This window comes from Nocardia sp. NPDC058176 (genome assembly GCF_042883805.1).
Lineage (GTDB): Bacteria > Actinomycetota > Actinomycetes > Mycobacteriales > Mycobacteriaceae > Nocardia.
This window is the reverse complement of sequence record NZ_JBHVVA010000003.1, coordinates 555,600-569,272: the sequence shown is the minus strand read 5'-3', so window position 1 is coordinate 569,272 and position 13,673 is coordinate 555,600. Positions and strand designations below refer to the sequence as shown.

10 protein-coding genes are annotated in these 13,673 nt (G+C 70.4%); 3 read left to right on the top strand and 7 right to left on the bottom strand.

The window, feature by feature from the left end; all coding sequences use genetic code 11:
* Positions 1-18: 18 nt before the first annotated feature.
* The 6 genes from ACFVVM_RS20590 to ACFVVM_RS20565 all read right to left on the bottom strand — a co-directional run bounded on the left by ACFVVM_RS20590 (position 19) and on the right by ACFVVM_RS20565 (position 5,764).
* On the bottom strand, positions 19-1,053 hold the full coding sequence (locus ACFVVM_RS20590) for an ATP-dependent 6-phosphofructokinase (protein WP_387620482.1): 1,035 nt from the start codon (positions 1,051-1,053) through the stop codon (positions 19-21).
* A 28-nt stretch (positions 1,054-1,081) separates the two neighbouring features.
* Entirely contained in the window at positions 1,082-1,966 is an 885-nt protein-coding gene (locus ACFVVM_RS20585) for a hypothetical protein (protein WP_387620480.1), read from the bottom strand.
* A 109-nt stretch (positions 1,967-2,075) separates the two neighbouring features.
* On the bottom strand, positions 2,076-2,885 hold the full coding sequence (gene fdhD, locus ACFVVM_RS20580; protein WP_387620478.1) for a formate dehydrogenase accessory sulfurtransferase FdhD: 810 nt from the start codon (positions 2,883-2,885) through the stop codon (positions 2,076-2,078).
* A gap of 39 nt (positions 2,886-2,924) precedes the next feature.
* Positions 2,925-3,560, bottom strand: a complete 636-nt coding sequence (locus tag ACFVVM_RS20575; RefSeq protein WP_387620475.1) for a DUF1345 domain-containing protein — start codon at positions 3,558-3,560, stop codon at positions 2,925-2,927.
* A gap of 47 nt (positions 3,561-3,607) precedes the next feature.
* Positions 3,608-4,522, bottom strand: coding sequence for a LysR family transcriptional regulator (locus tag ACFVVM_RS20570; RefSeq protein ID WP_387620472.1), 915 nt, complete (start codon positions 4,520-4,522; stop codon positions 3,608-3,610).
* A gap of 12 nt (positions 4,523-4,534) precedes the next feature.
* On the bottom strand, positions 4,535-5,764 hold the full coding sequence (locus ACFVVM_RS20565; protein WP_387620469.1) for an FUSC family protein: 1,230 nt from the start codon (positions 5,762-5,764) through the stop codon (positions 4,535-4,537).
* Positions 5,765-6,047: 283 nt separating this feature from the next.
* Between ACFVVM_RS20565 and ACFVVM_RS20560 the strand changes: the two genes are divergently transcribed.
* From ACFVVM_RS20560 to ACFVVM_RS20550, 3 genes are read left to right on the top strand one after another with little or no spacing between them, the layout of a single operon-like run.
* Entirely contained in the window at positions 6,048-8,369 is a 2,322-nt protein-coding gene (locus tag ACFVVM_RS20560; protein WP_387620466.1) for an FdhF/YdeP family oxidoreductase, read from the top strand.
* Positions 8,370-8,392: 23 nt separating this feature from the next.
* A complete protein-coding gene (locus ACFVVM_RS20555; protein ID WP_387620464.1) occupies positions 8,393-9,058 on the top strand; it encodes a hypothetical protein in 666 nt (221 codons plus the stop codon).
* An 8-nt stretch (positions 9,059-9,066) separates the two neighbouring features.
* The gene (locus ACFVVM_RS20550; RefSeq protein WP_387620462.1) at positions 9,067-9,576 is read left to right on the top strand and encodes an NAD(P)H-dependent oxidoreductase; all 510 of its coding nucleotides are present in this window, start codon (positions 9,067-9,069) and stop codon (positions 9,574-9,576) included.
* A 39-nt stretch (positions 9,577-9,615) separates the two neighbouring features.
* On the opposite strand, the gene ACFVVM_RS20545 is transcribed toward ACFVVM_RS20550, so the two are convergent.
* On the bottom strand, positions 9,616-13,620 hold the full coding sequence (locus ACFVVM_RS20545) for a protein kinase (RefSeq protein WP_387620460.1): 4,005 nt from the start codon (positions 13,618-13,620) through the stop codon (positions 9,616-9,618).
* Positions 13,621-13,673 lie beyond the last annotated feature (53 nt).

The following is a 13,673-nucleotide window of genomic DNA, read 5'->3' as shown; positions in this document are numbered from 1 at the left end:
CCGAACCCCTGTGACAGCTCAGCCGAAGAACGCCTGTGCCTCGCTGAGCCGTTCGACCGGAACGCGCTTGAGCTGCTTGGTCGCCTCCGACAGCGGGACCAGGCTGATGGTGGTGCCGTGCAGCGCGACCATCTGGCCGAAGTGGCCCGCGTGTACGGCCTCGGCGGCGTGCACGCCGAACCTGGTCGCCAGGATGCGGTCGTAGGGGGTGGGGCTGCCGCCGCGCTGGACGTGCCCGAGCACGGTGGTGCGCACTTCCTTGCCGATCCGGCGTTCGATCTCCGAGCCCAGCTGCTGGGCGACGCCGGTGAAGCGCTCGTGCCCGAACTCGTCGATCCCGCCCTCGCGCAGGGCGAATCCGGAATCGGGCGCCGGATGCGCGCCCTCGGCGACCACGCAGATGAAGTGCTTGTCGCCGCGCTGGAAACGCTTCTTGATCATGGCGCACACCTCGGCCACATCGAAGGGTTCCTCGGGGACCAGGGTCAGGTGCGCGCCCGCGGCGATGCCGGAGTTGAGCGCGATCCAGCCCGCGTGGCGGCCCATCACCTCGACCAGCATGACGCGCTGGTGGGATTCGGCGGTGGTGTGCAGGCGGTCGATGGCCTCGGTGGCGATGGACAGGGCGGTGTCGTGGCCGAAGGTGACGTCGGTGCAGTCGATGTCGTTGTCGATGGTCTTGGGCACGCCGACCACCGGCACGCCCTCGTCGGAGAGCCAGCTCGCCGCGGTCAGGGTGCCCTCGCCGCCGATCGGGATCAGCGCCTCGATGCCGTTGTCGTCGAGGGTCTGCTTGATCCGGCCGAGTCCGGCGCGCAGCACGTCGGGATTGGTGCGCGCGGTGCCGAGCATGGTGCCGCCCTTGGTGAGCAGCCGGTCGGTGCGGTCGTCGTTGTGGATCCGGATCTTGCGATCCTCGAGTAGCCCGCGCCAGCCGTCCTGGAAGCCGACGATCGCATCGCCGTAACGGCCGTTCGCGGTGCGGACAACAGCCCGGATCACCGCGTTCAGCCCTGGACAGTCGCCGCCGCCGGTCAAGACTCCGATGCGCATGGCGACCATCTTGCCGCACCGGCGCCGATCAGGCGCAGCGACCTCCGGCCAGCTCGCTCAGATGCCCGGACAGCAGCGTCGTCATCTTGTCCAGCATGGTCATTCCGTCGCCGAACGCACCCGAATCCGGCTGCGCGGCGAAGGCGATGGCGATCCGGCCGGTGGGCGAATCGATCAGGCCGAACTGGCGGACCAGGTACTTGCCCGCGGGATCGGGCCCCCATCCGCCCTTGAACTCCGAGCTGCCGAACGCGCCGAGGCCCCAGCGATGGCTCGGCACGATCTGGCCCATCAGGTCGAGCACGCGCTGACTCTGCGGCACGCAGGGCAGTTGCGCGGCGAAGCGCACCTGATCGGCCAGCGTCCATTCGGCCTGTCCGTAGACCGAGGCGTCCGAGCGGGTGCGCGTGGTGGGCACCGTGGTGGCGTTGTCACCGCCCTCGCGCAGCACGCCCTGCACGGCCGCCGAGGCGTCGACGCCCGAGCCGAGCGAGGCCCACAGCGTGTCGGCGGCGCCGTTGTCGGAGGCGGTGATGGCGGACGAGGCCGAGGCGGCGTAACCGCTGTTGGCGCGGAGTGCGGCGATGGCCAGCGGGACCTTGATCGTCGACCAGGCCGGACCGGAGGTCCAGTTCCCGAAGGTGACCATCTTCGTGCCGCCGACCGGCATGATCGCCAGCCCGGCGCGGCCACGGAAACCCTGCTGGAGTTCGGCGAAGTCGGCGGCGAGGGAACCCGGTAGCGCGACGGAGAACTCGCCGCCGCCCGCACCGGGATCGATGACCGGCGCCGTTCTGGTCACCTGGGGTGGTTCGGCTTCGGGTTCGGTACCGCAGGCTGCGGTGAGTACCACGACCGCGCCCAGCAGCGCGGTGAGCACCGTCCGAACACGACGGCGTCGATCAATCGTCATAATGTGAAGCATCTTCGTTTGTGAACTCCCCCGGGCTTTCGGTGCTGGGTAGCCGTCCCGACACCGTACTGGGCAGTATGGCCGATCGCCCACCGGGTCCGGGAAACACTCAGCTCAGACGGTGTTCACCGGTGTAGATGTTCATCGTCTCGCCGCGCAGGAAGCCGACCAGCGTCAGATCCGACTCGGCCGCCAGGTCGACGGCGAGCGAGCTGGGCGCCGAGACCGCGGCGAGCACGGGGATGCCGGCCATCACCGCCTTCTGCGCGAGTTCGAAGGACGCGCGGCTGCTCACCACGAGCACCAGATCGTGGGCGGGGACGCGGTTCTCGCGGATCGCCCAGCCGATCACCTTGTCCACCGCGTTGTGTCTGCCGATGTCCTCGCGCAGCGCCAGCAGCGTGCCGTCGGCGGTGAACAGGCCCGCCGCGTGCAGGCCGCCGGTGGCGTCGAACAGTTTCTGTCCGGTGCGCAGCTGGGCGGGCAGCCCGGCGAGTACGTCGGTGGACAGCGTGAGGCCGTCGTGCGGGATCGGGTAGCGGGTGTGCGTGCGCACCTCGTCGAGCGCGGTCTTGCCGCACAGGCCGCAGGAGCCGGTGGTCAGGAAGTTGCGGGTGTGCAGCGGGACCGGCGCGCGCAGGCGCAGATCGAGCACGTTGTAGGTGTTGCGGCCCTCGCTGTCGGTGCCCGCGCAGTAGCGGGCGGTGACGATGTCGTCGACCGCGCCGATGATGTCCTCGCCGAACAGGAAGCCGTGCACCAGGTCGATGTCGTTGCCGGGGGTGCGCATGGTGACGGTGAGCGATTGGCCGTCGACCCGGATCTCGAGCGGTTCCTCCACCGCGAGGGTGTCGGGCCGCTGGATGCGCCCGGCCGGGGACAGCCGGGTGGTCTTGCGCCGTGCGGTGACTCTGCTCATCAGTCGTGCCGATCGCTCGTTGGCTTGCGGGCGGTTCACTCAGCCGGTGACGACACCGGCGACCAGGTTGATCGTCGTCGCCAGAATGACCGTACCGAAAGCGTAGGACAGCAGGCAGTGGCGCAGCACGATCGCGCGCACCCGCCGGTCGGAGACGTCGGTGTCGGAGACCTGATACGTCATCCCGAGGTTGTAGCTGAAATAGAAGAAATCGCGGTAGGCGGGTGGGTCCTCGGAGTTGAAATCGATCCCGCCCCTTGGGGTCTCGTAGTAGAGATAGGCATAGCGCGCGGCATACATCAGGTGCACGGCCGCCCACGCCGCGAAGACACCGCCCAGCGCGGTCGCCGCCGCGACCTGCCCCTCCCCGGACCGGCCGACGACCAGGATCACCACGATGCCGACCAGCCCACTCAGGGTCGCGGCAACGACCGAGAGTTCCTCGATGAACGGCTGGAAGTCCTCGCGCCGGGCATTGCGCCGGGTCCGCTCGGCGTCCATCGGCCACAGCACCAGCCAGCCGATCACGACGAAAACGACGGCGGCCGTGGCGATTCCGGCCAGCGAGCCCATGGCCGGATCACTGCGCAGGCCGACGAGTACCCCCGCCAGCACACCGAGGGCGATCGAACCGACCAGGCGGATGACCGCCGACAGCAGCAATCGGGTGCCCATGGGGTGGAGCGTACCGGCCGGTTGCCGGGGTGTAGCTGATTTCGGGCTCAGGCCGATCCGCGGGTGAGGGTGTCGTCGATGCCCGCGGTGCGGGCGGTGGCGGTGAGGGCTCTGGCGAGGACCGAGCCGGGGTCGGCGTCCTGGGTGACCAGCACGATCCGCGCGGTGACGGCGGGGTCGTCGAGGGCGAGCACCCGCACCCCGGCGGGCGCGGGCACGGTGTGCAGCCAGGGCTGCGGCACGACGCAGGCCCAGCGGCCGGTGCGCACGTGCGCGAGCAGCGCCAGCACCGAATCGGTCTCCAGCTGCGGGGTGGCGACGAGGCCGCGGGTGGCCAGCGCGTCGTCGATGATCTGCCTGCCACGCATTCCCTTGTGCAGCAGGCACATCGGCATCTCCAGCGCCTCGGTCCAGGTGATCGACTCGGCGCGGCCCGCCAGCAGGTCGGTGCCCGCGAGCAGGACGTGGCGCTCCTCGTAGAGCGGGGTGCGTGCCAGCCCGTCGAACTCGACGCCGTGGCCGTAGACGATCCCGGCGTCGAGTTCGAACCGGCGGATCCGTTCGACGATGTCGCGCGAGCGCAGGCTGGTCTCGATCCGCACCCGCACCAGCGGGTGCGCGGCGCAGAAGGGGTCGGTGAGCAGGGCGACGGTCCCCGACGCCGCGGGGATCACGCCGATCCGCAGCGCGCCGGTGAGACCCGTCTGCAGCGCGAGGACTTCCTGTTCGAGCGCGTCCCGGTCGGCCAGGATGCGCCGCGCCCACAGCACCAGCCGCTCCCCCTCCGGGGTGAGCCCTTCGAAGGCGTGGCCGCGGCGGACCAGCGGCACGCCCAGCTCACGTTCGAGCTTGCGGATCGCCTCCGACAGCGCGGGCTGGGAGACGTAACAGGCGGCGGCCGCGCGGGCGAAATGGCGTTCGCGGGCGAGGGCGACGAAGTACTCGAGCTGCCGGAACAGCATGTGCCGAGGTGGTCAGTCGTCCTCGTCGTCGGCGGCTTTGTTGCGCGCCCTGGCGATCTCGAGCGCCTGCTCGGCGGTGGCCTTGTCCGGGTACGGGCCCATCCGGTCGCCGTACCAGCAGGTCTTGCCCTGTTCGGCCGTGTGATGCTTCAGGCAGTAGTACCACTGTGCGTTGTCATCAGCCATGTCGCCAGTATGCATGGCCGTGCATGCCTGCGTCTCGCACGTGGATGAAGCGTCGGCAACCGGTTCGCGAATCAGCAGGGCGACAGCGATTCCCACCGCGACACCGAGCACCGTGTCGATCCCGCGGTCGGTGAGCATGGTGAGCGGATCGGTCGGTTCGGCCAGCTCGGTCATGGCCATGATCAGCGGGGTGAAGAAGCCGAGTGCCACGGCATAGTGCCTGGCCATGAACAGTTCGGTCGGGTACAGCAGCGCGATGATCACCAGTGCGAGCACCGCCGGACCCGGTCCGGGGAGCAGCAGCGGCGCGGTCACCGCGAGGCCGAGGAAGGTGCCGAGCACGCGGTGCACACCGCGGGTGATCCGGCCGCGGGAATCAGCGGCGGCCAGTGGCACCGCCGCACCCGCCATCGCCCAGTTCGCGTGGCCGACGCCGAGCAGCAGTCCGATCCCACCGGCGATCGAGATCGCCAGCGCGTAGCGGCCCGCCTGCACGAGCGAGACCCGGCCGGTCCGGTGCGGTGGGGCGGGCATCGCGAGCACATCGACGCGACGCGCGCGGCGGGCGGAGTCGAGGTAGCCGACCAGCACGCACAGCGCCGCGGTGGCCGCGCAGATCGCCAGCGCGAGCACCGGGTCGGGCTGGGCGCCCGCCACCATGGCGATCGCGCCGAACGCGAAGATCCCGAAGAACGGGCCTTCCGGCCGCAGCCCCAGCCGATCGGTGAGCGGCGAGGCGAGCGCGGCGAACACCGCGACGGCCGAGACCAGCACGGCGGGCGAGGCGTGCAGGCGCGCCAGCAGGATGCCCGCGCCGACGGACCCGACCAGCAGCACGGCGGCTTCGCACTGGTGGATCAGTCGTTGCCGCGGTGCCTCGGCGAAGCCGTACATGCCGGTGAACGAGCCGAACACGGCGTAGATGAGCAGGTCGGTGCGGCCGGCCGCGATCAGGATCAGGCCGGGGATCGCCAGGCCGACGAAGACTCGGGCGGCGGGCAGGTGATCGATCTCGGTGGTGAACCGGCGAATGATCGGGCGCTCCAGCGTCGGCATGGTGCGCAAGATTTCCTCCGGAGATCGGTCGCTCGAGGCGGCCCGGCGGGGCCGAGGAATCAGGGTGCCCGACCCGCGCGCACGCCGTCAACCTGCGGCGATGGACTCCGCGAGGCGGTTTCGGGGGCGGATCGGCGGTGATAACCGCGGCCTATCGACCGGTCGGAATTCGGTCTTGGCACCCCGGCCCGCCTACGCCGTACCGTGACCTGCGCGGAGGAGGATTCCCCCAGGAGTGAGTGACAAGGACCGACTTCGAACATCTCGTCGAAGGGAATGTGTCATGGTAGCCAGCCCGCCCAGACGGTTCGACCCCGACGACGGCCCGAGCGGTGACGCCGACCGGGCCGCCACGCCGAAATTCAAGCCCTATCACCACCCGGCGGCAGGCTGGGGCGCGGCGAAGGCGGTCAGCGAGTTCATGATCGTCAAGGAGCGCGAACCGCTCCTCGGCACCCACGCGATCCTGAAGATGAACCACGAGAACGGCGGTTTCGACTGTCCGGGGTGCGCGTGGCCCGATTCGATCAAGGGCATCCATCTCGACATCTGCGAGAACGGGATCAAGCACGTCACCTGGGAGATGACGCACAAGCGGGTCGGGCGTGAGTTCTTCGCGACGCATTCGGTGGGCGAGCTGTCGACCTGGAGCGACCACGATCTCGAGGACCAGGGCAGGCTCACCGAGCCGATGGTCTACGACCCCGACACCGATCACTACGTCCCGATCAGCTGGGCCGAGGCGTTCGACCTGGCTGGCACGGCCCTGCGTGAGCTCGACGACCCGAACCAGGCGGCGTTCTACACCTCCGGTCGGCTCGGCAACGAGGCCACCTTCCTCTATCAGCTGATGGCGCGCGAGCTGGGCACCAACAACCTGCCCGACTGCTCGAACATGTGCCACGAGGCCAGCGGGCGCGCGCTGCAGGCCGCGCTCGGCACCGGCAAGGGCACCTGCGATCTGGAGGACTGGGAGACCACCGACGCGCTGTTCGTGATGGGCGTCAACGCCGCCTCCAACGCGCCGCGCATGCTGACCGCACTGGCCGAGGCGGATCGGCGTGGCGCCCAGATCGTGCACATCAACCCGCTGGTCGAGGCCGGTGCGACGCGCACGATCATCCCGCACGAGATCATGCAGATGGCCACCTTCCACTCCACCAAGACCTCCACGCTGAACCTGCAACCGCGCATCGGTGGCGATTTCGCGCTGATCCGCGGCATGGCCAAGGCCGTGTTCGAGGAATCCGAGACCGAGCCCAAGGCGCTGGATCGCCAGTTCATCGAGCGCCACACCGTCGGCTTCGACGACTATCGCGCCAGGGTCGAGGCGACGCCGTGGTCGCTGATCGAGCAGCAGTCCCTGTTGAGCGAGGCCGAGATCCGCAAGGCGGCACGGATCTACTGCGACGCCGACCGCAGCATCATCAGCTGGTGCCTCGGGGTGACCCAGCACGAGCACGGCGTCGACACCATTCGCGAGATCGTGAATCTGCTGTTGCTGCGCGGCAATCTGGGGCGCGAGGGCGCGGGTCCGTCGCCGGTGCGCGGGCACAGCAACGTGCAGGGCAACCGGACCTGCGGCATCGACAACAAGCCACCCGCCAAGTTCCTCGACCGGCTCGACGAGGTGTGCGGCATCCTGTCCCCGCGCGCCGACGGCTACGACGTGGTCGCCACCATCGAGGCGATGCAGGCGGGCAAGCTGAAGGTGTTCATGGCGATGGGTGGCAACTTCGCGCTCGCCGCGCCCGACACCGCCTACACCTACGAGGCACTGCGCAAGTGCGCCTTGACGATCCAGGTCTCCACCAAGCTCAACCGCAGCCATCTCGTGCACGGTGCCCGCGCGCTGATCCTGCCGTGCCTGGGCCGCACCGAGCGCGACGAGCAGCGCGGCGGGTTGCAGCGGACCTCGGTGGAGGACTCGATGGCGATGGTGCACCTGTCGAAGGGGATGAAGAAGCCCGCCTCGGCGCACCTGCGCTCCGAACCCGCCATCGTCGCGGGGATCGCGCGTATCGCGTTGCCCGACAGCCGGACTCCGTGGGAGTCCTATGTCGAGGACTACGACCGGATCCGCGACACCATGTCGAAGGTGCTCGACGGGTTCGAGGACTTCAACCGGCGCGTGCGGCTGCCGCTGGGCTTCCGGATCAAGCAGCCGGCCAGGGAGCTGATCTTCCTCACCCCCTCGGGCAAGGCCGAGTTCTCGGCGGCGGAACTGCCCGATCTGACCATGGCGCCGGGCATGCTGACGCTGGCCACCATGCGCTCGCACGACCAGTGGAACACCACCATCTACTCCGACAACGACCGGTACCGGGGCATCAAGAACCTGCGGACCCTGGTGTTCATGAACCGCGAGGACATGCGCGAACGCGGTCTGCGGGAGTTCGACGAGGTCGACATCACCAGCATCGCGCGCGACGGCAGCAAGCGTTCGGTGCAGCGCTACAAGGTGATTCCGTACGACATTCCGGTCGGTTGCGCGGCGGGGTACATGCCCGAACTCAATGTGCTGTGCGCGATCGGCGACTACAGCACGCAGAGCGACCAGCCGATCATGAAGAACCTCAAGGTCACCATCGACCGTTCCGTGTAGATCGTCTTCTCAGGAGAAGCCCTATGAATTCGCATACGCGCAAGACACTGGACGCGATCACCGGCCATCCGGCGCCGCGCGATCTGGAATGGACCAAGTTCGTCACCCTGTGGGAGGACCTCGCCGACGAGGTCGAGCAGGAGTCCGGCGATCGCCTCGCGGTGAAGATGAACGGGCACCGCGAGGTGTTCCACCGTCCGCACGATGGTCGGGTGTCGATCGGCGACATCGAGCACGCGCGTCAATTGCTGCGTGACACACCGGAACTCAAAGGGTCGGGCAGTCTGTTCGCCGTCGCGATGGATGCGGAGAAGGCTCGCATCCTGCACTTCGATCTGGGGACCACCGGGGTCAGCGACACCGAACACGATGTGCGCAACCATGATTCGGCCGCGCGTCATCTGCGCACGGTCGAGCGGCACACCGGCCACGACGACCATCAGGTGTACCTGCGCTACTTCGACGATCTCGCCGTGGCGCTGCTCGAGGAGATCGGCACGGAGAGCTTCGTCGTGCTCGGGCACGGCACCGGAACCTCCGATGTGGCCGAGGATTTCGTGCTGCGGTTGCGCGAGACCGATCACGCGCTCGCCGATCGCGTCGCGGGTGTCGGCGTGGTCGATTTGAGTGCAGCCAACGACGCGGCGCTCGAGGCCGCGGCGCAGAAGATTCTCGCCGGGGCGAAGTAGGAGTCGCGATGTCGTATCTGCTCGCCCTGGTGGCCGACACCGACGCGGACTCCGACGCGCAGAAGCTGGCGGGCGAGGCGCAGCGGGTCGGGATCCGCAACAGTGTCGATGTGGTGACGCTGGCCGAACTCGACACCCTGCCCGCGTACCGCCCCGAGCTCGACACCGAGGACGGTCGGCCGCTGATCGCCAATCAGTTGCGACGTTCGACGCTCGAGGCCGCCGGGGTGCTGCTGTTCGCGGCCGAGGGCGGTGTGGTGGCGCCGCTGGCCGACAGTGTGCTGACCTGGCTGGCCCACTCCGGCTCCGGGCCTGCGCCGGTGATCGCGGGGAAACCGGTCGCGGTGATCACGGCGGGGCCGGGTGAGGTGATCAATCAGGACATCGCCGATCGGCTGCGGGCGGCGGGTGCCGACGTCGTGGCCGACGGGGTGTCGATCGCCACGGCGTGGAGTGATCCGAACACGATCGAGCGGCTCGGCGATGTGGTGGTCGCCGTGGCGTCGTCGGCGAACTGACCTGTCCGGCCGCGGCTTTCGGGCCGCGGCCGGTGCCGGTCAGTAGACGTAGACCACGGCGTTGTCACCGCCGGTGCAGGTGACGAGTTTGCCGTCCGGGGTGCAGGTCATCGTGTAGGCGCGGCCGGTCACCGGGCTCGTCGCGACGACCGACTGGGGGCCGGTGCGGCCGCTGGTGCCACCGGCCACGTACGCCTCCCTGACCGCTTCGGCGAAACCACAGCTGGTGACCGTGGTGCCGACGGCCGCGCTGCCGTATGCGCCCCCGGCGGCGCCGGATTCACAGGGCTGCGCGCCGGCGGGCAGGGTCACCGGGCCCGCCGTGGTGGTCGGCGCGGTGGTGGTGGCGCGCGGTGCGGTGGTCGCGGTGGGTCCACCCGCCCCGGCCGGCGACTCGGCGGTCGTCGCGGCGGCGGTGGTGTCGGTGGTATCGGCGGACGACATCAAGCGCCAGCCGATCGCCCCGCCGATGACCACGACGACGAGACCGACCACGCCGAGCAACACCGGCAGCAGCCACGCGCGGTTGCGCCGGGGCTCGTGCTGCCGGCCCGGGTCGTAGGCGGGTTCGGGACCGTACGCCGGATCGGGGCCATGGGCCGGATCGCGGTAGGCGTGGTCGCCGTAGGCGTTAGCGTCGTCGTACTGGGAGTAGGCGGGCTCACCGGAACCGGTGTACTGCCTGGTCGCGGCCGCGGGATCGTCGTGGTCGCCCGGCGCCGCCTGATGCGCGGCGAACGGCGCAGCCCCGCCGCGGTACTGGTGGGTCGCCTGCGCACGCTGCGGATCCGCGTCGTACTGCTCGGTCGGCGCACCGCCGTAATGCTGCGTCGGCGCCGCCCGCTGCGCATCGAACCCCGCCGGATCGAACTGCTCGGTCGGCGGCCCGAACTGCCCCGCCGCACCGTAATGCTGTGTAGCGGCGAACCTTTGCGGATCCCCCTGCGGAGCACGGCCGGGGTACTGCTCGGTGGGCGCACCGAACCCGACGTCACGATCGTCGTACTCGTCGTCGTCGAATCCGGGCCGAGGGCCGAACCCCGCGTCCGGATCATCGCTGTAGCGCTGAGTCGGGGCCACGGGACGTGTCGAACCTCGGTCCGCGCCGAAAGGTGCAGCGGGGGAGCCAAAATGGGTGTCCGGCCCATCGCCTTGGGTGGCGAACGCAGCCGCGTCAGAACCGAACTCCGCATCGGAGTTGTCGCCATAGCGCTGAGTCGGGGCGCTCGGGCGCGGGGCGCGGTCGTCACCGAATTGCGCTGCCGAGCCGCCGAATCGCGCGTCGCGGTCGTCATCGAACGGGGCACCGGTGGGGCCGAAGCGATCGGCCGATCCGGAGCCGAAACCGGCATCGTCGTCGTAGCGCTCGGTCGGAGCGCCGGGACGCGGACCGTGTCCGTCACCGAATTGCGCTGCCGAGGCGCCGAATCGGGCATCGGGTGCGTTGCGGTCGTCATCGAACGGGGCGCCAGTGGGGCCGAAACGGTCCTCGGCATGCGCCTTGGCGCCGAATGGCGTCTCGGCTGGACCGAAGCCGTCGTCCGATCCGTGCTCCTTGTTGTCGAACCCTGCTGTGCCGGAGCCGAAGCCGACATCGGGATCGTCGCCATAGCGCTGGGTTGGTGCGCTGGGACGAGGGCCGGGTTCGTCGCCGAATTGTGCTGCCGGGGAACCGAATCGGGTGTCCGGGGTGTTCCGCTCGTCGTCGGGTGACGCACCGGCGGGGCCGAAGCGGGCGTCAGGGTCGCCTGCGAAGTGCTGGGTGGGGGCCGAGCGGGGGTTCGGCGGTGGGCGGTATTGCTCCGTCGGGGGCGTGAATGGTGCTGCGGGAACAGGGTGTTCGCCGGAGTAGCGCTGAGTCGGGTTCGCTCGCTGGGAGTCGGGGCCTGGCGGCTGGGCCGCGGCGTGTGGGGGTTGGGCGAGGCGGTGGGGGCCGGTGGGGGCCGGGTAGGGCGGGGTGGGCTGGGCGATCGGGCCCGAGGTTTCGCCGGGGTGGTCGCCGCCGTAGAGGTGGGCGTCGGGGAACGGGCGCATGCGGGGCAGGCCCTGGTCGGGGGTGTAGGCCGGTGGGGGCTCGGGAGCCTCGACCGGGCCGTCGGCGGGAGGTAGGGGGGTGAAATGGGTGTCGGCCACGCGGATTTCGGCGGGGCCGGTCGGCTGGATCACCGCCGGGATGGACACCTCGCCCGAGCCCTCCACCGGGACGCGGCGGAAGCCGGTGGTGTCCGAGGAGCCGGGACGTGGCTCGGGGGGACGGATGATCAGGGTCGGCTGGGCGCCGGTGGCCGAGGTCTGGCTGCGCGAGGTCTCGATGCCGCCGGTCGCGGTCACCGCCCCGACGACACGGAACTCCCCGGTGGGCGTCGGCTGCGGCTGATCGTCCTCGTCGTCCTCCGCACCGGACGCAACGCGCCCGGCACCGGTCACCGACCCGGCATTCTTCGCGGTCCTGGTGGAGCCGGCCGGCACGGGACCCGTCCCGGAACCTGGCACGCCACGCGACCCGCCCGCCGGTCCGGGAGCATCCCGACCCGCCACCGGATGACCACCGGTGCCCGAACCCGAGGAGCCACCACGCGCCCCACCGGCCGGTCCTGGATTGTCACGGCCGGCCAGCGGGACAGCACCGGACGTAGAGCCCGCGGGCACACCACGCGGCCCCCCGGATCCGGGCCCACCAGGCACATCTCGACCCACCAAGGGCACAGAACCGGTGGCACCACGCGGCGCACCAGGCGAATCCCGGCCCGGCAACGGTGAAGCACCGGTCCCGGAGCCCGGCACACCACGCGGCCCGCCGACTCCGGGGCCGGGAGCGTCCCGACCCACCAACGGCACGGAACCGCTGGCGCCACGCTGCGCACCAGCGGGCACATCTCGACCTGCCAACGGGGTAGCACCGGTCCCGGAACCAGGCACACCACGCGGCCCACCGGATCCGGGCCCGGGAGCGTCCCGGCCCACCAGTGGCACAGATCCGGTCGCACCACGCTGCACGCCAGCGGGGCCATCTCGGCCCGCCAACGGCATGGCGCCGGTGGAGCCACGCGAACCACCGGGTCCGGCCAACGGCGCAGCGCCGGTTCCGGAACCGCCGGGCACTCCGCGCATCACGGCAGCGGCCGAACCGGCGGGCACATCACGGCCGACCACCGGGGTCGGGTGGGATCCGGTCGAGCGGCCGGGGGCGTTCGGCGCGGTCCCGGGGTAGGCGCCGGGCTGTCCGTAGGCAGGGTAGGCCGGTGGACGCGGCGCACCACCGTGGAAGGCCGAGGCCAGCGCGTCCCTGGCCGCGATGGCCAGGTCGCCCGCGGTGGCGTACCGGTCGGCGGGGTCCTTGGCCATGCCGCGCGCGATGACGTCGTCGAGGGCGGCGGGCAGGCCGGGCAGCAAGGTGCTGGGGCGCGGCGGCGCTTCGGAGAGGTGGGCGCGGACGAGCACGCTCATGCTGGCCGCGGGGAACGGGGAGGCGCCGGTGAGGCATTCGTGCAGGACGCAGGCCAGCGAGTAGACATCGGCACGGTGCGAGACCGGGCCGACGTCGAAGCGCTCCGGCGCCATGTAGATGTAGGAGCCCATCGCCATCCCGACCTGGGTCACCGCGCTGTCGCCCTCGGTGTGCGCGATGCCGAAGTCGGCGAGATAGGCGAAATCGGCGGGGGTGACCAGGATGTTGGCCGGTTTCACATCGCGGTGCACCAGTCCGCCCGCGTGCGCGGCATCGAGGGCGGCGGCGATCTGCTCGACGACGGCGACCGCGCGCTCCGGACTCAGCGGCCCGCCCGTGTGCAACACGCTCCGCAGATCGGTGCCGGGGACCAGGCGCATGTCGATGAACAGCACCCCGTCGATCACGCCCCAGTCGTGAATCGGGATGACGTGCGGCTCGGCCAGTTTCGCCGCGGCCTGGGATTCCCGGCGGAACCGGACCTGATAGGCCGGGTCCTGCGCGAGCTCCTCGGCCAGCAACTTCAGGGCGACCACCCGGTCCTTGCCGGTGTCGTAGGCCTCGTAGACCTCACCCATCCCGCCTTTGCCCAGCATCGACCGCAACTCGTACGGGCCGAACCTGCTCCCCGTCCGTGACCCAGGTGCTT